Source organism: Hymenobacter aranciens, assembly GCF_030580865.1.
GTDB classification, from domain to species: domain Bacteria; phylum Bacteroidota; class Bacteroidia; order Cytophagales; family Hymenobacteraceae; genus Hymenobacter; species Hymenobacter aranciens.
Map to the genome: position 1 here is coordinate 129,290 of NZ_JAUQSY010000014.1, position 21,714 is coordinate 151,003.

Consider the following 21,714-nt stretch of genomic DNA (forward strand, 5'->3'; position numbering starts at 1 on the left):
GTTGACGTTCGAAACGGTTATGTTGACGTCTGAAACGGTTATGTTGGAGCTCAATATAATCGTTGCCAAGGCATCCGGCCAGAAAGGGAGTGGCATCGCCACCGCCAGGTAGCGCGACGCAGTCTCAGAAGCTGAAATTATACGTAGCGCTGGGTATCAGCGACCCGAAGACGGCCAGTCGCACGGCTTCGGTTTCGCGGGGGCGGTCCTCGTTCTGGCGGAAGAAGATGCCGTAGGCATTGCGGCGGGCGTACACATTATAGATGCTGAACGTCCAGGAGCCCTGCCAGCGGCGCTCGGGGTGGGGCTTCCCTTTGAGGGTGGCCCCCAGGTCGAGGCGGTGGTAGGCGGGCACGCGGGAGTTGTTGCGGGCGTCGTTGCCGACGTGCGGCACCACGAGGCCCTGGTAGGTGAAGCGGCCGTCGGGGTAAGTGGTAGCCACGCCGGTGCTGTAGTTGAAGGTGGCCGAGAAGGTGAGGCGCGGGCTGTACTCGAAGATACCGACGAGGCTCAGGTAGTGGGTTTTGTCGTACTTATTGGCGTACCACTTGTTCTGGTTCAGGCCGTCAATCTGGCGCTCCGAGCGGCTCAGGGTGTAGCTCAGCCAGCCGTTGAAGCGGCCGGTGGCTTTCTTCACGTAGAGCTCCACGCCATAGGCGCGGCCCTGGCCGTAGAGCAGCTCGGCCTCCATGTTGGGGTTGAGGAAGACGTTGGCGCCGTTGATGTAGTCAATCTGGTTGCTCATCGTCTTGCCGAAAACTTCGATGGACGTCTCGTATTGATTGTGGTCGAAGTTGCGGAAGTAGCCGAGGCTGATTTGGTCGGCTTTCTCGGGCTTGATGTTGCGGGTGCTGGGCATCCACACGTCGAGGGGCGTGGCGGCGGTGGTGTTAGAGATGAGGTGGATGTACTGCACCATCCGGTTGTAGCTGGCCTTGAGGGAGGCGTCTTCGCTCAGCGCCAGACGGGCCGAGGCGCGGGGCTCCAGGTTGGGGTAGCGGGCGGCCGGGCCGTCGCGGTACTCCCGGCCATTAACCGGAGTGAGCTGGCGGCCCAGCTCGCCCACGTAGTCGTAGAACATTCCGGAGCTGCGGTTCTCAAACATCGAGGCCCGCAAGCCCACCTGCACGGCCACGGCCGGGCTCAATTGTACCTCCTCATCGACATACGCGGCCCACTCCGTAGCTTTTTGCGGCTGCAATTCCAATTCGCGGAAGATGGACGTGCTCACGGCAGGCTTTACGTGCCCGGGCTCGAAGGTGTAATAAATGCCGCTCACCCCGGCGCGCAGCGTGCTGGTGGCGGTTTGGAAGAACTCCAGGTCGGCCTTTAAGCTGTAATCCGTAATGTTGGCGTTCCACTCGAAGCCGAAGCTGCCCGAAGGCACGCCCAGGCTGTAGTCATACTGACTGCCGAGGGCCGAGACGTTGAGTAATAGCCTGGGGCTGAAGACGTGGTTCCAGCGGAGCGTGCCCGTCTTGTTGCCGTAGTTGTTCTGAAAGAAATCACCAAAGGCGAAGACGTCGCGGCCATAGTAGCCCGAGAGAAAGAGCCGGTCCTTCTCCCCCAGGGTGTAATTGGCTTTCAGCGAAAGGTCGTAGAAGTAGGCTTTGTTGTCGCGCTGCTCGGGCACGGCCAGCAGAAATAAGTCGGCATACGACCTGCGCCCGGTCACGATAAACGAGCTTTTATCCTTGACAATGGGCGCCTCCACCGCCAGCCGGCTGCTGATAAGCCCGATGCCGCCGTTCACGGCCAGCTTCTCCGCGTTACCGTCCTTCATCCGAATATCAAGCAAGGAAGACAGCCGCCCGCCATACGCCGCCGGAATGCCGCCCTTGATAAGCTTCACATCGCGCACCGCATCGGGGTTGAACACCGAAAAGAGCCCAAACAAGTGCGATGAATTGTACACCGGCGCCTCGTCCATCAGAATGAGGTTCTGGTCGATGCCGCCGCCGCGCACGTTGAAGCCGGTGGCCCCCTCCCCCACCGTGCTCACGCCCGGCAGCAGCTGGATGCCGCGCACCACGTCCACTTCGCCCATCAGCGCGGGCACCAGCTTTATCTCGCGGATGTCGAGCCGGGCCACGCCGGTTTCGGTGCTGCGCACGTTGGCATCGGGGCGGCGGCCGGTCACCACCACTTCGTCGGTTTGCACGCCCTGGGCCTTGAGCTTGATGGAGAGCGTGCGCGGGCCGGTCAGGTCCAGCGTCTGCTCCTGCGGGGCAAAGCCCACGAAGCTAAAGGTGAGCGTGTGCCGTCCCCGGGGCACATCGAGCACGTACTGGCCGCGCTCATCGGCCGTTGCGCCCAGGCTCAGCTCCTTCACCGCCACGCTGGCCCCGATGAGCGGCTCGCCGGTAGCGGCATCGCGTAGCGTGCCCGTGAGGCGCACCGTGCCGGCCGGGGCCGGGCGCGGGGTGGCAGTGGGCGGTTCGGTTTGGGCGCGCAGGGCGGCGGGCGCGGCCAGCAGGGCGGCCGCGCTCAGTAGCACGCGCCCGGTGGTTTTTAACGTTTGTTTCATAAGCAGCGGCAAGGGCTTGCCGATAGGACGCACAAAGGTCGGGTTGACCGTAGGCGCGGCAAGGTTAATTTATCCACATTCGGGGGATAACGCGGGTGGATAAGTCCGGACCAGGGTCGGTTTTGCTTTCCCGAATGCTGCTGCAAAGGTGGCGGCGGGTTGCCCGCTGGTGGTTATAGCACAGGTAGCCTTGTGTATAAGGGCGGGAGTTTCTACACAACCGTTCACCCCACCCCCCGGCCCCCTCCCCTTCGGGAGAGGGGGAGCCGGTCATGCGCGGATGGGAATCGTCAGGCTCCCCCTCTCCCGAAGGGGAGGGGGCCGGGGGGTGGGGTTGACGCCAGAACGTCCTTTCTACTTACTCGCCCCGCCCTCCAGCCGCCGCAGCTTATCCGCCTTCCAGGCCGTGACGGCCACCACCAGCATCGTCATCAGCCCCCCGAATACCACCGATGGCCGGATGCCCATCAGCCTGGCCGCCGCTCCACTTTCGAAAGCGCCTATTTCGTTGCTGCTTCCGATAAAGATGTTATTCACCGCCGACACCCGGCCCTTCATGTACTCCGGCGTGTAGGTATGAATGAGCGTCGAGCGCACGATGACGGACACCGAATCGAAGACGCCCGTGAGGAACAGCAGGAACAGCGACAGAATAAAATTGGACGACAAGGCAAAGCCAATAGTGGCCGCCCCAAAGCCCGCCACCGCCCACAGCAGCTTGCGCCCCGCGTACTTGCGCATGGGGTAATACGTCAGGTACACGGCCATCAGCACCGAGCCCACCGCCGGCGCGGCCTCCAGCTGCCCGAAGCCCGTGGCCCCCACCTTCAGAATATCGGAGGCAAACACCGGCAGCAGCGCCACCGCCCCCCCAAAGAGCACGGCAAACATATCCAGCGACAAGGCCGCCAGCACCAGCTGGTTGGAGAAGATAAAGCGCATGCCGCTCAGCACGCTGTCGGTCAGGTTCAGCTTCTCTCCTTCCATCGGCGGCAGGGGCCGCCCCGCAATGCGCGCAAACTGCACCAAACACAGCGCCAGCAGCACCGTGCTCACGATATACGAATCGGCCACGCCCAGCTTGGCAATCAGAAAGCCCCCCACCGCCGGCCCCAGCACCGCCGAGGCCTGGTAGGTGGTGCTGCTCCAGGTCACGGCATTCGACAGCAGGCTCCGCTCGGGCAGCAGCTGCGGCATAAACGAGAACATGGCCGGCCCCATAAAGCCCCGCGCAATGCCGCTCACGAAAATCACCGCGTACAGCGGCAGGGTGTACAGCGAGTCTTTCGCCAGCAGCCCGATGCCTAGCGGACTGGCCAACACCGCCAGCGCCACCGCGCACAGCAGCAGCAGCGCCTGCGCCGCCACCACGATGTTCTTGCGCCGCACCGAGTCGGCCACGTACCCCGCGTACAGCGACACCACGATGCTGGGCACCGCCTCGGCCAGCCCGATGAGCCCCAGCGCCAGCGGGTCCTTGGTGAGGTGGAAGATTTGCCAGCTTACCACCAGGCCCTGCACCCGCGTAGCCACCGTTAATAATACCCGGGTCGAAACGTAGCGCCGAAAATCCGGCAGGCGCAAGGCTGCGTAAGGGTCATGAGGGGTGGCGGTAGTTGGGTCGGCGGGCAGGTCGTCAGGCATGGCACAAAAGTACGGCGCCCCGGGGCCGGCGGCTGGGCCAAACCTTCGGCCCGCGCTCCGGCTTTCCGTTCCACCAGTCCCCGCTTCTCCCCCCGCCGCCATGACCGACCACGGCCTGGACATCCTCAACCGCCCCGACCTGCCGGCCATTGTGGCCCGCTGGCAGCGCGAAATCACGCCCGTAGAGCTGCAGGCCGGCTACCAGGCCATCCTGGCCGCCGCCGACGCCTGCGGCTGCTGTTGCTGGCTGCTCGACCTGCGCCGCCGCGAGGAGCTGGCCACGCCCGACGTGAACCGCTGGGTCGAGCAGGTATTTCTGCCGCAGCTCGCGCATCGCTACGCCGCGCCCGTGCGCATTGCCTTCCTCATCTCACCCCTGCGGGCCGCGCAGCTGGCCGATGCCCCCGGCGCCGAAGCCCCGACCAAGGCCACTTTCCACACCCACCAGCAAGCCACTTTTATCGATGAAGCGGCCGCCTATGCCTGGCTCGCTGGCTAGGTTTTTGCAGGGGGTTTGGCGACAATTTTGGCCAGCTCATCGAATAAAATGAAGCCGGAATGAAAAAAAAGTTTTGAATAAGATTTTGTCAAAAACCGCCTCCATTGAACTTTTAAGCGGTTTTCGTGCAACCCCCAAAAAAAAGTTGCGCTTTTTTCCCTTCCCCCTCTTGCGTAAGGCCCGTTTGATACCATACATTTGGCCTATTACTAGCACGAAGTAGTCGCTACGGCTAGTCATCTCCCCCACTTTTTTCCGGCAGTCGCATACTATGGCCTAAAGCTCTACGTTCCTCTTATCCCGTAGCCTTTATGGACCGCATGCTGCCGAGCGACTCCCAGCTCATCGCCCTTTACCTGAGTGGTCAGGAATCCGCTTTCGCCCAACTCCTGGAGCGGCACCGGAGCCGTGTGTTCACAACTATCCTCCTCATCGTCCGCGATGAAGACCTGGCCGAGGACCTGCTGCAGGATACCTTCATCAAGGCCATCCACACCCTCAAGGGCGGGCGCTACAACGAGGAAAACAAGTTCGGCCCCTGGATTTGCCGCATTGCGCACAACATGGCCATCGACGCCTACCGGCGCCACAAAGCCCGCCCCCATGATAGCATCGACGACAATGCGCCGCTGCTGAACTCCCTTTCCATCACGGACGAGAACCCCGACGACCTGCTAGCCCGCGAGGAAACCTACGCGCGCCTTCGGGAGTTAATAGAGGAACTTCCCGCCCCGCAGAAGGAAGTGCTGCTCATGCGCCATTTCGGCGACATGACGTTTCAGGAAATTGCCGACGCTACCGGCGTCAGCATCAACACCGCGCTCGGGCGCATGCGCTACGCCCTGGTTAACCTGCGGAAAAAAATCGCCGCAAATTCCCGTTTGTATGATACAAACCTTACCCTATTCGACCCTCCTGCAGTACGTCTACAACGAATTGCCTCCTGAAAGGCAGCGCGAGGTAGAGGAGGCATTGCAGCACGACCCGGACTTGGCCGCCACCTGCGCCGACCTCCTTTTGGCTCAACGGGCCCTCGACGGCGTACGTCGGGACCCGAAGCCCGAAACCTCCGAGGCAATTTTACGCTACTCGCGTACCTTTTTATCCAAGTCCTAGCCCCCTGGCTGTTCCTGCGCCCGCTCAGCTCCAAGCGGCGGGCCGGGTAGCCTTGTGCCTAAGCTGACCTCCCAAAGAACGTCATGCTGAACGCAGTGAAGCATCTCGCCGGTGGTAGTAATTCCTTTGAATAGGGTTTACCATCACCGGCGAGATGCTTCACTGCGTTCAGCATGACAGTACCAACGTTCAGCATGACGTTCTTTGTGGTCAGTTGCAATGCCCTCCCTCCCATCCATGCGCCGCGCCGAACGTTTCCGCTACTTCCTCGCCTACTTCACTACCAATTTCCCCGAGCCCGAAACCGAGTTGCACTACGGCAACCCCTACGAGCTCATCGTGGCCGTCGTGCTCTCGGCCCAGTGCACCGACAAGCGCGTGAACCTGGTGATGCCCGCGCTGCTGGAGCAATTTCCCACCCCCGCCCACCTCGGCGCCGCCGCCCCGGAGGAGATTTTCCCCTTCATCCGCAGCGTCTCCTACCCCAATAACAAAGCCAAGCACCTCGCCGGCCTAGGCCGCATGCTCACCAACGACTTCAACAGCGAAGTGCCCAGCCAGATTGAGGAGCTGCAGAAGCTGCCCGGCGTCGGCCGCAAAACGGCCAACGTAGTGGCCTCCGTCATTTACAATCAGCCCGCCATGGCGGTCGATACCCACGTTTTCCGCGTGTCGCACCGCATTGGCCTGGTGCCGAAAACGGCCACCACCCCGCTGGCCGTGGAGAAGGAGCTGGTGAAATACATCCCCACCGAGCTGATTGCCAAGGCCCACCACTGGCTTATTCTGCACGGCCGCTACATCTGCGTAGCCCGCACGCCGAAGTGCAACATCTGCCCCCTGGCCCCCAGCTGCGCTTATTTTGAGAAGACCTTTGGCAAGGCCGCCAGCATGGTGCCGATTAAGGATTAGCGGCCTTGGCCGGTCAGCGCGGCTTGCTCCAAAATGCGCTGCATGGTAGCGGCCAGGGTTTGCCGGTCAAATTCGCGGCGGGCCAGCTGACGGCCGCGCGCGCCCATTTCGTGCAGTAAGCCAGGCTGCTGCAACGCCTCGCGTAGCCGGGCGGCCAGCGCGGGCGCATCGCCGGCGGGCACGTACCAGCCGCAGTGCTCCCGCTCCACCAGCGCCTTCGTCCAGCCCCGGTTGGTCACCACCACCGGCGTACCCACCGCCAGCGAGTCATACAGCTTGGCCGGCGAGTTGGTATCCAGCACCGGCATGTCCAGAAACGACACCACCGACACATCGGCCAGTCCAAACCACGCGAACACCGCGTGTCGCGGCTGCCCGCCCACCACGCGAATGCGCCCCGGCCAGCGCGCCGCCGCCGCCGCAATCAGCGGTGCATGAAAGCCGTGGCCTAGGAATAGCCATACCACTTCAGAGTCGGCTTCCACCATTTTTTCGGCCGCCGCCACCAGCGTCGTAATGTCGTTGGCCCGGCCGAAGGTGCCGGCATATAGCACCACGCGCTTGCCTGCGAGGCCCTGCTCTTGCCGCAAGGCTTCCACCGCTGCAGGTGTGGCGCGGGCAGCAAGTTCCAGGTCAGTACCGTTGAGAATAGTCGTGACTTTTTTCAACGCAATGCCCAGATTCGTCACGTAGCTACTCATGTCTGGCGATAAGGGCATGATGTGCGCAGCGCTGTCATACAGCCGTTTCTCCAGCTTAAAAAGCTCGCGCCGGGCAAGCGCCGTCGGCACGGCACCCATCGCAATGGGAAACGACGGCCATAAATCCTGCACTTCAAACACCCACGGCACACCGAGCCGCCGGGCCACCCGCGCCGCCGCCCAGGCCGCCGTCAGCGGCGTGCTGATGCCCCAGATAACGGCGGGCCGGTCCAGCTTCAAGCCTTCGCGCACGGCCCAGGCGGCGTATTGCACGAAGGCCAGCGCCCGGCGGGCGGGGCCCATCTTATTGTCGTAATGCACTTTGGCTACCCGCGCCTCCACCCCGGCCGGCACCCAGGGAAACTGCTGCGTCAGCCGCTGCCCGGCCCAGGCGTCGGTGGTGAGCAGGGTCACGCGGTGGGTTTTCGCCAGGTGCTCCAAGAGCGCGTAGTGCCGGCTGGTGGCCGGGCAATCGGGGTTGGTATGGTACTGGCTGAAAACGGCGATGTGCATGGCTTTTTTAATTAATAATCAATAATGTGTAGTCAGCCAGCAACAAAGCGTCACCCCCAAACCATTAGTTATTAATTGTTAATTATTAATTCCTCACCGGGCGGTAATGCGAGTCGTTCAGCAGCTTCTGGGCATTTTTCTCGGCCATCAGCTGGGGCAGGGTCACGCTGGGGTGCTCGGCCATGTACTTGCGCACGATTTGCAGGCCTACCCACTGCCCGATGCGGCCGGGCGCAGTGCGGTCGATTTCGGGCACGTTGGGCCGCTCGCTCACGTACTTCTGGATGAGAAAGGGCGTGGTGGCAAAGAGTAGGTTTTTCTCCAGAAAGTGGCCCCACACTTTACCTTCGTTGGCTTCCACACCGGCCATCTCCTTGGCCGTGAAGCCCATTATCAGCGAATCGGGCGTGCAGGGCAGCACCTGGCTGGTGAAGTACAGCGCCTTGCCGCTGTTTACCATCGCGTCGAGGGTGGTGTTGGCGGTTAGCTCGTGCTTGTTGTATTTGCTGGCCATAGTGGTGGCTAGCGTGGGCAGCAGGTGGTCGGGCGTGTAGCGGCGCAGCATGTAGTGCGGCAGGTCGGGCCGGTAGCTGGCCTGGGGGCCGGCAAACCAGTCGAGGCTCAGCACCAGCAGGCTGTCGCTCACGTAAATATCCTTGCCCTGGAAGCCGCTGACGTAGGTGTAGGCCTGCGGGACCTTAAAATCAGGAAAGTAGTAATGCACCCGGCGCATCAGCTCGCCCAGGTCTTTGCGTAGTGCGGTGCTGTCGCCGAAGGCGGTGGCTGTTTGAGCTTTAAGCCTGGCTAGCTCGGGGCTGGCAGCCAGCTGGGCCAGGGCGTTGGCCAGGGCGGCCTCGTTGCCGGGCTGGCGCTGCAGGTAGTAGCGCGCCAGCAGCGGGTGCTGGCGCATGAACTGCTCCGCCTCACCCGGGTTTTTCAGCTGAAAAAAAGGTGTTTCCAGGCGTTGCAGGGATAGTGCCACGGCGGGCGCATCGGCGGCGGCATCGGGGCGGCAGGCGCCGTCCTGGTCGCGGCAGGCCGTCAGGCTGAGGCCCAGGCCGAGGGCCAAGGCCAGCGCCAGCGGCTTAAAAAAACGGGGATTGTTCACTCTTCGCTCTAGTTTCGCGTAAATTTAGCCACAACCGGCGCCTCGGCCGGCACGGCACCCTGCCGCTTTCTCCGCCTTTATGAAAAAACTCCTCCTCACATTCGCTGCGCTGGCCGCCGCCAGCAGCGCCGCTTCGGCCCAGGTTGAGCTGGGCCTCAAGCTCTCGCCCTCCATCAATTATTTCCGCACGGATGCGCCGTCCGAGTTCAACTTCAAAAACGAAAGTGGCCGTATCGGCCTCGGCGGGGGCCTGGTAGTCGATTATTTCTTCGGCGAAAATGCGGCCTTTAGCACCGGCTTGTGGCTGACGGGCAAAAGCGGTGAGTTTTCCTACAGCGACCCCAACCTGCTTGGCACCACCATCAAAAAGCAGATGGGCATTCAGTACCTGGAGCTGCCCGTCACGGTAAAACTCTTTACCAATGAGGTAGCCCCCGATATCCGGCTCTACTTTCAGGTGGGCGGCACCATCGCCGCGCCCATCGGTGCCCGCATCGACGGAGAAAAGCGCTACATCGACCCCGGTACGCTCAACGAAACCACCGCTCTCAAGCACGTTTTCTTCTTCGATGCCAACGCCCTCGTTAGTATCGGGGCCGAGTATCAGCTGGGCAAGAGCACCAAAACCTTTGCCGGCATCAGCTACCACCGCGGCCTCATCAACCTCGACAGCTATTTTGGCGATGAGCGCAAAGGTGAATTTGGTGAAGACGTCAGCATCAAAAACAACGTCTTCGCACTCGATTTGGGTTTGAAGTTTTAAGGCTGCAACAGTCACCAACTAAAAAGCCCCGATTCTGCTCGAATCGGGGCTTTTGCTTTAAGTCAACCTAACTGGTTTATTCTACCACCAGACGCTGGCTGGCGGCCTGCCCGCCAGCCAGCACCCGCACCGTGTAGAGGCCGGGCGCCACGCCCGTCAAGTCGAGTTCGGCGCGGGTGGTGCTGCTGCCCAGCGTCACGCTGCTGCTGCGCACCTGCTGGCCCACGGCATTGAGCAGCGTCACCTGCGCCTTGCTGGCGCCGGGCACGGCGGGCAGCGTCAGGCTCACGGCGCGGTGCGCGGGGTTGGGGTAGGCAGTGATGCTGCCGGCACCCAGGGCGGCGCGGGTAGCCAGGGCAGTCGTGCCGCGGAAGCCGAAAGTCAGGTTGCTGCCGCCGGTGTACACCGTGCCGGTGCCCGTGCCGCAGAGGCTGGTTACCTGGATGTAATAGGTATTGCCCGGAATGAGCCCGGCAATGGTCACCGGCGAAGCGTTGGTATTCACCCAGCGGGTCGAGTCGTTGGCCAAGTGGTAGGTGATGTGGAAGCTGGTGTTGTTCTGGCCCGGCGTGAAGCTCACGGTGGCCGTCGAGTCGCTGGTGGCGGTCACGAGCACGTTGGTCACGGCACCGCAGGGAGCGGCGGGGCCCGATGTCTGGAAGGTAGTGCCTACCGGGCCAGCCGTGGCGACGATGCAATTGGTACGCACCCGCACCCAGTACGTCTGGCCCGCCTGCAGGCCCGTCAGAGTCAGCGAGGTCGAAACGGTAGTTACCGTGTTAGAGACAGTGGTACCAGCAGTGCCGTACTGCACCGTGTAGCTGCCAGCACCAGCCGCTCCCGTAAACGACACCAGAGCCGAAGTACTGGTAATAGATGACACACGCAGATTGCGCACACTGTCGCAGACCGTGGGGGTGGTTCCCCCGCTGGTGCTGAAGCCGGCGCCAGCCGACAGCGGCGACATGCCGCCAGCGCAAACGGCATATACCCGCACAACGTAGGCGGTGCCGGGCTGCAGCCCGGTAAGGTAAATCAGGTGCGAGGTGGAGTTACCGGTGGCCACCACCGTGTTCGTACCAGCTACCATGCACTGTGCGTAGTAGTGCGTAGCTCCGCTCACGAGGCGGAAATACACCCGGGCCGTAGTCGCCCCGGTGGTTTGAGCTCGTACGCTGTCAGGCGTGCCGCAGGTCGACCACGGAAACTGGAACGTCACCGGCGACGAGGTAGCGCCAGTCGTAGCCGTGCAGTTGCTGGTCACCGTCACGCGGTAGGCCGGATATTGCAGGCCGCTGATGGTAGCCGGCGGCGCCGTCACGGTCATGGTTTGGGCGCCAGCGGCGGTGCTGTCCATCGCCCACCAGTAGCGCACGGTGTAGCTGGCCGCCCCTGCCACTGGGTTGAAGTTGACCACGGCGGTGTTGCCATTCGGTGTCGTCACCGCCACGCCAGTCGGTGGCAAGCAGGTTTGGGCCTTGGCGGCCAGCTTGAGCCCAAATAAGGCTGTCAGCAGAACGAGAAAGAGAGTAAGCTTTTTCATGTGAAAGAAAAAAGTGGGATGGCAAAGAAGAAAGTCGGGCGGCCGCGCCGTGCTTTTCTCTCAGACCAGTGCGGTTGCTAAAAGGCTTCTCCGGTAATTAACTTTTTTCTTTTCTCAACAAAAAAAAGGCTGCCCCAACCGGAGCAGCCCTCTTCCTTCATAGCTCAGATTCCTCATTTCGCTCGGAATCACAGGCACTTAATAGATGTATTCGTTGGCTTCAATCAGCCCCGCCGCGATGCGACGGCGCGCTTCCTTGCTGTTAAACAGCTCGGCTTTGGTAAAGCGCTTGAGGCCCATGGCCAGCAGGCGCTGCTCGTCGCCCTCAGCCATGCTGGCGATGGCATCTTTACCCGCCTTCTCCACAATGTCCACCGCGTCGTAGAGGTACACGCGGGCCATGTCCAGTTCGCGGCTCAGGGTTTCTTCGCCCTTGGCGGCGATTTCCTTTTCCACGCGCAGCAGCGTGCTTTCGGCGATGTAGGTTTTGATGGCCATGTCGGCAATGTTCATCAGCACTTCCTGCTCCTTGGCGAGCGAGTTCATGTACTTCTGCACGGCCGTGCCGGCCACCATCAGCACCGCCTTTTTGAGGTTGGCGATGATTTTCTTCTCGGCCGCGAAGGGCGTGTCGTCGCTCTCGCCGAAGCCCGGGATGGCCAGCAGCTCCTGCTGCACCGCCTGGGCCGGGCCCATCAGGTCGATTTCCCCTTTGAGACCCTTTTTCAGAATCATATCCACCGCCAGCATGCGGTTGATTTCGTTGGTGCCTTCGAAAATGCGGTTGATGCGCGAGTCACGGTAAGCGCGGTCCATCGGGTAATCGGCCGAGAAGCCGTAGCCGCCGTAAATTTGCACACCCTCGTCGGTCACGTAGTCAAGCACTTCCGAGCCCTCCACCTTCAGAATAGCGCACTCCACGGCAAACTCGCGGGCCGCGCCCAGCAGCGCCTCGTTGTGGCCCTTGCCCTCTGCCAGCAGCTGCTGCTCGGTGTGGTAAATGTCCATGCCCGCCCGGTAAATAGCCGACTCCACCGCGTAGATGCGGATGGCCTGCTCGGCCAATTTGTGGCGGATGGCCCCGAATTTCGAAATCGGCAGCTTGAACTGCACCCGCTCATTAGCATATTTCACGCTCAGCGAAGCAGCCATCTTGGTAGCACCCAGGCAGGCCGCCGCCAGCTTAATGCGGCCGATATTCAGCACGTTGAAGGCAATAAGGTGGCCCTTGCCAATCTCGCCCAGCACGTTTTCCTTGGGCACCAGCGCGTCGCTCAGAAACACCTGCCGCGTCGAGGAGCCTTTGATGCCCATCTTATGCTCCTCGTTGCCGAGGCTCAGGCCGGGCGTGTTTTTCTCCACGATGAAGCCGGTGAACTTGTCGCCGTCAATCTGCGCGAAGACAATGAACACATCGGCAAAGCCGGCGTTGGTAATCCACATTTTCTGGCCGTTGAGCACGTAGTGCGTGCCCTCGGCGTTGAGCACGGCTTTGGTTTTGGCCCCCAGCGCGTCGGAGCCGCTGCCGGGCTCGGTGAGGCAGTAGGCCCCCATCAGCTCGCCGTTGGTGAGGCCGGGCAGGTACTTGGCTTTCTGCGCCTCGGTGCCGAAAAACAGGATGGGCAGCAGCGCGATGCCCGTGTGCGCCGCAAACGCCACCGGGAACGAGTGCCCGCCGCCCACGCCCTCGGTTACGCGCAGGGCGGTGGGAAAGTCCATGTCGAGCCCACCGTAGGTTTCCGGCACGCTCACCCCGAACAGGCCGAGCTGCCCGGCCTTTTCCATCAGCCCGCGCATGAGGCCCTCCTCGTGGTTGTCGAGGCGCTCGAGCAGCGGCTGTACCTCGGTTTGCACGAAGTCCAGACAGGTCTGGTACATCATGTTCTGCTCCTCGTTGAAGTCGGCAGGCGTGAAAACGTCCTGAGCCTCGGTGGCTTTGATAATGAATTCGCCGCCTTTAACGGCATGTTGCGTGGCTTCCATGATGCGGTAACGTGAAGGTTTAAAGAGAGTGTGAAAGGTAAGGGTTTTAAGCGAATTTGTTAGGCACGCCTACTATTTATTGAAAAGAAAACCCCGCAACTACGGGGTTGGTTCGGTTTTCAGGTTGGCTAATCCTGCGGAATTATACGCCAAGCATTCGCCAATGGCCCTACAGTGAAAGACTGAACTTCTGGTTGTCGTTCCAACCAATCCTTCATAAAATGTCGGTCATTTTCAGTCGCTGTCTTCCACAAACCATCAGGCATTTTGTAGAAGTCAGTCATGATACAAAAGTCATCAGCCATTCCGAGAATCAGCAGATTATTCGCTTCTACAGCAGTTACTGGTTTGTACCAAAAGGCATCTCCTTCTGTACTTTCCTCTGGCGAGGCAAACGTAAGCCGAACGGCAAAACACATTTCCTGAAACTCGCCTAAATGAAGTTTCTTGCGAAGTCGTTTTTTCATATTCAGCTAGCGTTTGTCATGCTGACGAAGGAAGCATCCTCTCACGCATTAACGGGTTCGTTCGGCCGTGATAAGATGCTTCCTTCGTCAGCATGACAATTACTTCAGCAACTCATAAATCCCGGCCACGCCCTGGCCACCGCCGACGCAGGCCGTCACCATGCCGTATTTCTGGCCGCGCTCGCGCAGCTCGTCGAAGAGCTGGATGGAGAGCTTGGCGCCCGAGCAGCCCAGCGGGTGGCCCAGCGCGATAGCGCCGCCGTTCACGTTGAGCTTGTCCAGGTTGATATTCAACTCGCGGGCTACGGCGATGCTCTGGGAGGCGAAGGCTTCGTTGAGCTCGATGAGGTCGAGGTCGTCGAGCTTCATACCGGCCTGTTTCAGGGCCTTGGGCACGGCCTTGATGGGGCCCATGCCCATGATGCGCGGGTCGACGCCCTCGGTGGCATAGGTGACCATGCGGGCAATGGGTTCGAGGTTCAGCTCCTTCACCATGCGCTCGCTCATCACCAGCACGAAGGCCGCGCCGTCGGAGGTTTGGGAGGAGTTGCCGGCCGTCACGGTGCCATTGGCGGCAAACACGGGCTTGAGGCGGGCCAGGGCTTCGATGGAGGTGTCGGCGCGGGGTCCTTCGTCGGTATCTACCACGTAGGAGCGGGTTTTCTTCTTGCCGCTGGCCGCGTCGACGTAGGTTTCCTCCACCGTGATGGGCACGATGCTCTTGGCAAACTTGCCGGCCGCGATGGCCTTGATGGCCTTCTGGTGCGAGTGGTAGCTGAACTCGTCCTGGTCCTGGCGGCTGATACCGTAGTCGTTGGCCACGGCTTCGGCGGTGAGGCCCATGCCCATGTAGTAGTCGGGGTGTTCGAGGGCGAGCTTGTAGTTGGGCACGGTTTTCCAGCCCACGGTGGGCACCATGCTCATGCTCTCGGTGCCGCCCGCGATAATGCAGTCGGCCATGCCGGCCGTGATTTTGCCCACGGCCATGGCAATGGTTTCGACGCCCGAGCCGCAGTAGCGGTTCACGATGAGGCCGGGCACGTTGATGGGCAGCGCCAGCAGCGAGATGAGGCGGCCCATCTGCAGGCCCTGCTCGGCCTCGGGCACGGCATTGCCCACGATGACGTCGTCGACGCGGCTCGGGTCGAGCGCGGGCACGGACTTTACAAGGTGCTTGATAACCTCGGCAGCGAGGTCGTCGGGACGGGTGAAGCGGAAGCCGCCGCGCGGGGCTTTGCCGACGGCCGTGCGGTAGCCGGCAACGATATAGGCTTGTTGGGTCATGATGTTAATTCTGTCATGCTGAGCAACGCGAAGCATCTTATCACGTTCGCGCCGCTCGATTTAAGAAGTTGGTTCTGACGAAGGTCGCCGTGATAAGATGCTTCCTTCGTCAGCATGACAAACGATTAATTGCGAAGCGGCTTACCAGTCGTGAGGATGCTTTGAATCCGCTCCAGCGTCTTGCGCTCCCCAGTCAGACTCAGAAACGCCTCGCGCTCCAAATCCAGCAAATACTGCTCGCTCACCTCCGTGGGCGCGCTCAAGTCGCCGCCGCACATCACGTAAGCCAGCTTGTCGGCGATTTTCTGGTCGTGCTCCGAAATGTACTTGCCTTCCTTCATGGCAAATACGCCGGTTTTGAACATCGCCAGCGCGCCCTTGCCGTGCACTTTGATGTTGGTGCGGGGCGTGGGCTGGGTGTAGCCGGCGTCGGCCAGCTCCAGCGCGGCGGCCTTGGCCTGGGCGATGACGCGGTTCGAATTCACCACGATTTCGTCGCCCCGGCGCAGGAAGCCCAGGTCGAACGCCTCGGCGGCGGAGGTCGAAACCTTGGCCGTGCTGATGGTCATGTAGGTGTTGCGCAGCAGGTTCAGCTCGGGCTCACCTTCTTCGTATTTGAGGGCCGTGCGCAGGGTCATTTCCTTGGTGCCGCCGCCGCCGGGGATGAGGCCCACACCGAATTCGACGAGGCCCATGTAGGTTTCGGCGGCCGCTACCACGCGGTCGCAGTGCAGGTTGAGTTCGCAGCCGCCGCCCAGGGTGAGGCCGTGCGGCGTGCCCACCACCGGGATGCTGCTGTAACGCATCCGCATCATGGCGTTCTGGAACTGCCCAATCATCAGGTTCAGCTCGTCGAAATCCTGCTCCAGCGCCTGCATGTACACCAGCCCGAGGTTGGCTCCGGCCGAGAAATTCGGCGCGTCGTTGCCCACCACTAGGCCGCGGTAGCCCGCTTCGGCCATCTCAATACCCTTCAGCAGCCCCTGAATAACGTCGGAGCCCATCGAATTCATTTTCGAATGGAATTCCACGTTCAGGATGCCGTCGCCAAGGTCGATAATCGAAGCGCCGGGATTCTTCCACAGCACTTTACCGCTGGTGCGCAGATTGTCGAGGATGATGAAGTTTTCCACGCCCGGGATGGCCCGGTAGCTCTGGCTGGCCTGGTCGTAGAACTTGCGTACGCCGTCTTCGACTTTGTAGAATGTCGAATTGCCGGCGGCCAGCATTTCCTCCACCCACGCTGCTACGCTGCGACCGGCCGCTTTCGCCAGGTCCACGCCGGCTTGCACGCCCAGCGCGTCCCAGGTTTCGAACGGCCCCAGCTCCCAGCCGAAACCGGCGCGCAGGGCGTCGTCAATCTTATACAGCTGGTCCGAGATTTCCGGCACCCGGTTGCTCACGTAGGCGAAGAGGCCGCCGAAGCTCAGGCGGTAGAACTCGCCCGCTTTGTCCTTGCCCGCCACCAGCACTTTGAACCGGTCGGCCAGCTTCTCGATGGTCTTGGTGGTTTCCAGCGTGGCGAATTTCACCTTCTGACTGGGCTTGTATTCCAGCGTGTTCAGGTCGAGGGCGTGGATTTCCGACTTGCCGTCGGTGCCCTTCACTTTCTTATAAAAGCCCTGGCCGGTTTTGTCGCCCAGCCATTTGCTCTCGCCCATTTTCTTGACGAAATCGGGCAGCACGAATACGTCCCTGGCCTCATCATCCGGCAAGCCCTGGGCCAAGCCGTTGGCTACGTTGATAGTCGTGTCGAGGCCTACCACGTCGGAAGTGCGCAGCGTGGCAGACTTAGCGTGGCCAATCACCGGCCCGGTGAGCTTGTCGGTTTCTTCCACCGTCAAGCCCAGCTTCTGCATGGTTTGCATGGCATCGAGCAAGGCCCACACGCCCACGCGGTTGGCGATGAAGCCGGGCGTGTCCTTGGCCAGCACCACGGTTTTACCGAGGAACAGGTCGCCGTAGTGTTGCAGGAAATCCAGCACCTCCGGCTTCGTCTCGGCCGTCGGGATGATTTCCAGCAGCCTGAGGTAGCGCGGCGGGTTGAAGAAGTGCGTGCCGGCGAAGTGCTGCCGGAAGTCGTCCGAGCGACCTTCAGCCAGCAAATGAATGGGAATACCCGAAGTATTGGAGGTGATGAGCGTACCCTTCTTGCGGAACTGCTCCACCTTCTCGTAAATCGACTTCTTGATATCCAGCCGTTCCACGACTACCTCAATAGTCCAGTCGCAGCCCGCGATGTCCTTCAGGTTGTCGTCGAAGTTGCCGGTTTTGATGAGCCGGGCGTCGGCCTTGCGGTACAGCGGCGAAGGATTGGAAACGATTGCAGCCTGCAGCGCATTGTTCACAATGCGGTTGCGCACGGCCGGGGTCTCCAGCTTCAGGCCCTTCTTTTCCTCGTCAGGCAGCAGCTCCCTCGGCGCGATGTCGAGCAGCAGCACCTGCACGCCGATGTTGGCGAAATGGCACGCAATGCGCGAGCCCATGACGCCGGAGCCCAGCACGGCAACTTTCTTGATGGTTCGGTTCATAAGATGTAGCGCGAAGCTCTGCTTCGCGTTTCGTTGAACGATAAATAATTACTTAGCCCCCTCACGGCGCGGCCGTAGTTCAAAGTCTTCAAAAAGCGTCTTCCCCTCAATCATCCCCGTAATCTGCCCCGCCACTTTAAAGAAAACATCCAGCTGACTCTGCGGTATTTTCTCCTTGATTTTCAAGTTAAAATGACGCACCGTTTGCCGCGACACTTCCTTTTTCTCCAGCCCCAGCGGCGTCAGGAAAATCCGCACCGAGCGTTTATCCACTGTGTCGCCCTGTTTATAAATCAGCCCTTTGTCCTCCATACTGCGCAGGATGCGCGTCAGTGAGCGGGTTTCTAGGCCCAGCAAAGGCGCTATTTTCGTGGCGGGCGTGCCATTATCCTGGTCGATGTTCAGCAGCACGAAGCCGATGCTGGTGGTGATGTCGTTCTGGGCCGCCTGCACATTGTACATGCGCGAAATGGCGTGCCAGGCCACTTTAATGTTGTAATCGACGGTTTCTTCTGGTTTCATGCAGTGGTTGAAAGTGCGGTAAACTTACGAAGAAATTTATTAGGCTTGCATACTACTTTGCCGAAAGCAGAAATTTTATACTGCCTGCGGTGGTAGCACGAATTCCCCGCAGGAGTTCATACTACCACTTAGCCGCTTACTAGGCTATAATAACGACAAAGTGGTAGTACGAACCCCTGCGGGGAATTCGTGCTACCACTCGTAATCGCCGTGATTCCAACTTACTATCGCCGCGAATCTGTATTGTACAGGCTCTCGATGATATCCTTGTTGTTCTCCGAAATCACCTTGCGCTTCACTTTCATGGTCGGCGTCATTTCGCCGCTTTCCACCGTCCACAGTTCCGGCAGCAGGGCAATTTTCTTCACCTGCTCCCATTGCGCGAAGCTCTGGTTGTACTTCTTCACCAGGCCTTCGTAGTGCTCTACTACTTTCTCGTTTTTAACGAGTTCGGCATTGGGTGCGTCGGGCACGCCATTGCGCTTACACCAGCCTTTCAGGTCGGAGAAAGATGGGATAATCAAGGCCCCGGGGAATTTCTGGTCGGCGCCCACCACCATCACCTGTTCGATGAGCGGGTCTTCCTTGAGTTTGCCTTCAATGACTTGCGGAGCAATATACTTGCCGCCCGAAGTCTTGAACATTTCCTTCTTGCGGTCGGTGATTTTGAGAAACTTGCCGTTCACAAATTCGCCGATGTCGCCGGTATGGAACCAGCCATCCGCGTCAATCGTCTCGGCCGTGAGCTCGGGCTTGTTGTAGTAGCCCTTCATCACCGAGGCCGATTTGGTCAGAATCTCGCCGTCCTGGGCAATTTTCACCTCCATGTTGTCGATGAGCGGGCCCACGGTGCCAATCATGTTGTTCTCCGGCTCGAAGCCGCCCACGGCAATCACGGGCGAGGTTTCGGTGAGGCCGTAGCCCTCCATCACCCGAATCTGGGCGGCCCAGAACACGCGGGCCAGGCGCGGCTGCAGGGCTCCGCCGCCGCTCACGATGCAGCGCAGGTTGCCGCCCAGCGCCTCGCGCCATTTGTTGAAAATAAGCTTATTGGCCAGCGCTAGCTGCGTGTTGTAGAAGAAGCCCTGGTCTTTCTGGGTATCGTATTTCAAGCCCAAATCCAGGGCCCAGAAGAAGAGACTGTGCTTGATACCGGTTTGCTCGTGGCCTTTGGCGACGATTTTATCATACACTTTCTCCAGTAGGCGCGGTACGGTGGTGAAAATGCTCGGGTGCACTTCACGCAGGTTGTCGGCGATGGTTTCCATGCTCTCCGCGTAATAAATGCTCACGCTGTTTATCATGTAGAGGTACGTCACCATGCGCTCGAAAATGTGGCACAGCGGCAGGAAACTCAGCGCTTTATCATCCTTGTTAACGGGTACGAAGCGTTGCGAGCCCCGGCAGTTGCTCAGAATATTGTCATGGCTGAGCATCACGCCTTTCGGATTGCCGGTGGTGCCGCTGGTGTAGATGAGCGTCAGCAAATCGTCGGGCTCGACGGCGGCTTTAAGGGGTTCGAGGTCGGCGGCTTTGCCTTTCTTGCCCAACTCCAGCAGTTCGCCGAAGTGGCGGGCTCCGTCGATTTTATCAAAAGTGAAGATGTTTTCGGCCGGAATGTCGAGCCCGACAGTGGCCTCTTTTACTTTATCGAACAGCTTCTTATCGGCCACGAATACGGCCCGCACGCCGGCATCGGTGAAGATGTACTTGTAATCCTCAACCGTGATGCTGGGATACATCGGCACGCTGGTGGCGCCGATTTGGGCGATGCCGAAGTCGGCGAGCAGCCACTCGGGACGGTTCATGCTGATGATGGCCACTTTATCGCCGCGCTTGAGGCCCAGGCTGACAAGGCCGAGGCTAACGAGATTGGCCTGGTCCTGCACCTGCTGGCTGGAAATGGGTATCCATTGGCCATCGATTTTGGCGGCGAGGGCATCAGATTTGGGCGCGGTGGCAATCTGGTGCGTCAGGATGTCGAAGGAGCGGCGAACGTCCATAAGGATGGGTGGGCTAAGGCGGAACGAGTGAATTTCAGCCTAAATAAAGAGCTTTTTTTGGAGCTATTCCAAATACGGTACAGCTGAGCCTTTTTCGTAGGTCCGCCGGGAAGGTTGTCGGCGGGCCACCGAAATCAATAAAAATGCCGCTTTGGCGCTGGTTTCTGCGTAAATTTGGCCCACTGCTTTCTGCATTCCAATGAATCTGGCCCTGTTTTTTGACCCGCTGCCGGAAACGTTGACGCCCGTTTCGCCCGTGCCGTCCACGCTGGCGGCCTACGTCAGCCGCTTCACCGAAACGTTCCCCGACTGGCGCGGCGCCGACCTCGCCCTCATCGGCCTCGACGAGTGGCGTGGCAGCGCTGCCGGCTCACCCGCCTCCGAGCGCCCCGGCACCGACCTCGTGCGCCAGCGCTTCTATCAGCTTCAAAAAGGCACCGGTATCGTACGCTTGGTCGACCTCGGCAACCTGCGCCCCGGCCTCAGCCTCGAAGACACCTACCAGCGCCTGCGCGAAATCATTGGGGCCCTGCTCGATGCCGGTACCGTGCCGCTGCTCATCGGCGGCAGTCACGACCTTGATTACGGCCAGTTTCTGGCCTACGAGTCATTGGACCGCCCCATCAGCTTCGCCGTGGTGGATGCCCGGCCCGATATGGCCGAGCCCAACTCCACCGCCCCCGCCGAGGACAGCCACCTGCGCCGGATGCTGGTGCATGAGCCCAATTTCGTATTCAGCATTGCTCACTTAGCTCACCAGCAATACCTCACGCCGCCCGAAATCCTGGTGGCGCTGGAAAAGCTGCACTTCGAAACGATGAGCGTGGGCGAAATCCGAGCCGATAAGCGGCTGGCCGAGCCGCTCATCCGGCAGGCCGATTTTATGAGCGTGGATTTGGCCGCCATCCGCTGGCAGGATGCGCCGGGTTACCAACCGGCTAACCCATTTGGCCTCAGCAACGAAGACGCTACCCAGCTCTGCTGGTACGCCGGGCATAATGCGCAGCTCAGCTCCTTCGGCCTCTATGGTTACCGGGCCGACCACGACCCGCAGGGCCTGGCCGCCGCCACGCTGGCCACCATGCTCTGGTATTTCGTGGAGGGCTTCTACCACCGCCGCCCCGAAACGGGCTTCGGCACCTTCCGCTTCCTCACCTACACGGTGGTGCTGCCCGGCAACCCCGACAAGCTGGTATTCTACAAGTCGCGCCGCGCCGAGAAGTGGTGGATGGAAGTGGAAAGCCTCGGCGACAGCGAGAATAAGCGCGTGATTCCCTGTACGTATGAGGATTATCTGCACGCTTCGCAAGGTGATTTGCCGCAGCGCTGGATTCGCCTGCAGGCCCTTTTAGGCTAATGGAAACGTTACCCACCTACACCAAAAACCAGCTCGCCCTGCGCAACGGCCAGGACCGCGACGAAATCTGGGTGGCCTTTCGCGGGGATATTTACGACGTGAGCCGCTCGCGGCTCTGGCGGCGCGGCAACCACTATGAGCACTGGGCCGGGCAGGACTTGACCCGGGAGCTGGAAAAGGACGCGCCGCACACGGCAAACGTATTTGATAACTTCCCGATTATTGGCCGATTAGTGTAACT

The 21,714-nt window shown here is 60.6% G+C and carries 17 protein-coding genes; 6 read left to right on the forward strand and 11 right to left on the reverse strand.

Translation table 11 applies throughout. The features are described 5' to 3' along the window. Positions 1–124: 124 nt before the first annotated feature. Positions 125–2,527, reverse strand: a complete 2,403-nt coding sequence (locus Q5H93_RS19075; RefSeq protein WP_305008249.1) for a TonB-dependent receptor — start codon at positions 2,525–2,527, stop codon at positions 125–127. A 354-nt stretch (positions 2,528–2,881) separates the two neighbouring features. Beyond that, positions 2,882–4,171 carry an MFS transporter gene (locus Q5H93_RS19080; RefSeq protein WP_305008250.1) on the reverse strand — a complete coding sequence of 430 codons (1,290 nt, stop codon included), beginning with the start codon at positions 4,169–4,171 and terminating at the stop codon, positions 2,882–2,884. A 100-nt stretch (positions 4,172–4,271) separates the two neighbouring features. On the opposite strand from Q5H93_RS19080, the gene Q5H93_RS19085 reads away from it, so the two are divergent. The 3 genes from Q5H93_RS19085 to nth all read left to right on the forward strand — a co-directional run bounded on the left by Q5H93_RS19085 (position 4,272) and on the right by nth (position 6,698). Continuing rightward, on the forward strand, positions 4,272–4,670 hold the full coding sequence (locus Q5H93_RS19085; RefSeq protein WP_305008251.1) for a hypothetical protein: 399 nt from the start codon (positions 4,272–4,274) through the stop codon (positions 4,668–4,670). A 311-nt stretch (positions 4,671–4,981) separates the two neighbouring features. Continuing rightward, positions 4,982–5,617, forward strand: a complete 636-nt coding sequence (locus tag Q5H93_RS19090) for an RNA polymerase sigma factor (protein WP_305008252.1) — start codon at positions 4,982–4,984, stop codon at positions 5,615–5,617. Between the two features lie 406 nt (positions 5,618–6,023). Beyond that, on the forward strand, positions 6,024–6,698 hold the full coding sequence (nth, locus tag Q5H93_RS19095) for an endonuclease III (protein WP_305008253.1): 675 nt from the start codon (positions 6,024–6,026) through the stop codon (positions 6,696–6,698). On the opposite strand, the gene Q5H93_RS19100 is transcribed toward nth, so the two are convergent. Continuing rightward, entirely contained in the window at positions 6,695–7,912 is a 1,218-nt protein-coding gene (locus tag Q5H93_RS19100) for a glycosyltransferase family 4 protein (protein ID WP_305008254.1), read from the reverse strand. The two genes, nth and Q5H93_RS19100, sit on opposite strands and share 4 nt — an antisense overlap. 85 nt (positions 7,913–7,997) lie before the next feature. Next, a complete protein-coding gene (gene gldB, locus Q5H93_RS19105) occupies positions 7,998–9,020 on the reverse strand; it encodes a gliding motility lipoprotein GldB (RefSeq protein WP_305008255.1) in 1,023 nt (340 codons plus the stop codon). A 79-nt stretch (positions 9,021–9,099) separates the two neighbouring features. Here gldB and Q5H93_RS19110 point away from each other — a divergent pair, with 79 nt between their 5' ends. After that, a complete protein-coding gene (locus Q5H93_RS19110) occupies positions 9,100–9,783 on the forward strand; it encodes a porin family protein (RefSeq protein WP_305008256.1) in 684 nt (227 codons plus the stop codon). 76 nt (positions 9,784–9,859) lie between these two features. Here the strand turns inward: Q5H93_RS19110 and Q5H93_RS19115 are convergent, their stop codons facing one another. The 7 genes from Q5H93_RS19115 to Q5H93_RS19145 form a co-directional block, all read right to left on the reverse strand. Beyond that, positions 9,860–11,326, reverse strand: coding sequence for a fibronectin type III domain-containing protein (locus Q5H93_RS19115; protein WP_305008257.1), 1,467 nt, complete (start codon positions 11,324–11,326; stop codon positions 9,860–9,862). A 198-nt stretch (positions 11,327–11,524) separates the two neighbouring features. Continuing rightward, positions 11,525–13,309 (reverse strand): acyl-CoA dehydrogenase FadE, encoded by a 1,785-nt coding sequence (locus tag Q5H93_RS19120; protein WP_305008258.1) that lies wholly within the window; start codon positions 13,307–13,309, stop codon positions 11,525–11,527. 128 nt (positions 13,310–13,437) lie between these two features. After that, entirely contained in the window at positions 13,438–13,776 is a 339-nt protein-coding gene (locus Q5H93_RS19125) for a 50S ribosome-binding protein YggL (protein WP_305008259.1), read from the reverse strand. Between the two features lie 99 nt (positions 13,777–13,875). Next, a complete protein-coding gene (locus Q5H93_RS19130; protein ID WP_305008260.1) occupies positions 13,876–15,060 on the reverse strand; it encodes an acetyl-CoA C-acyltransferase in 1,185 nt (394 codons plus the stop codon). Between the two features lie 125 nt (positions 15,061–15,185). Further along, positions 15,186–17,591 carry a 3-hydroxyacyl-CoA dehydrogenase/enoyl-CoA hydratase family protein gene (locus Q5H93_RS19135; protein ID WP_305008261.1) on the reverse strand — a complete coding sequence of 802 codons (2,406 nt, stop codon included), beginning with the start codon at positions 17,589–17,591 and terminating at the stop codon, positions 15,186–15,188. 48 nt (positions 17,592–17,639) lie between these two features. Then, positions 17,640–18,113, reverse strand: a complete 474-nt coding sequence (locus Q5H93_RS19140; protein ID WP_305008262.1) for a MarR family winged helix-turn-helix transcriptional regulator — start codon at positions 18,111–18,113, stop codon at positions 17,640–17,642. 224 nt (positions 18,114–18,337) lie between these two features. Beyond that, complete coding sequence (locus Q5H93_RS19145; RefSeq protein WP_305008263.1) at positions 18,338–20,116, reverse strand: AMP-dependent synthetase/ligase; 1,779 nt, start codon at positions 20,114–20,116, stop codon at positions 18,338–18,340. Between the two features lie 199 nt (positions 20,117–20,315). Here Q5H93_RS19145 and Q5H93_RS19150 point away from each other — a divergent pair, with 199 nt between their 5' ends. Continuing rightward, on the forward strand, positions 20,316–21,473 hold the full coding sequence (locus Q5H93_RS19150; protein ID WP_305008264.1) for an arginase family protein: 1,158 nt from the start codon (positions 20,316–20,318) through the stop codon (positions 21,471–21,473). After that, positions 21,473–21,712 carry a cytochrome b5 domain-containing protein gene (locus tag Q5H93_RS19155; protein WP_305008265.1) on the forward strand — a complete coding sequence of 80 codons (240 nt, stop codon included), beginning with the start codon at positions 21,473–21,475 and terminating at the stop codon, positions 21,710–21,712. The genes Q5H93_RS19150 and Q5H93_RS19155 overlap by 1 nt, the downstream gene beginning before the upstream one ends. Positions 21,713–21,714: the final 2 nt, after the last annotated feature.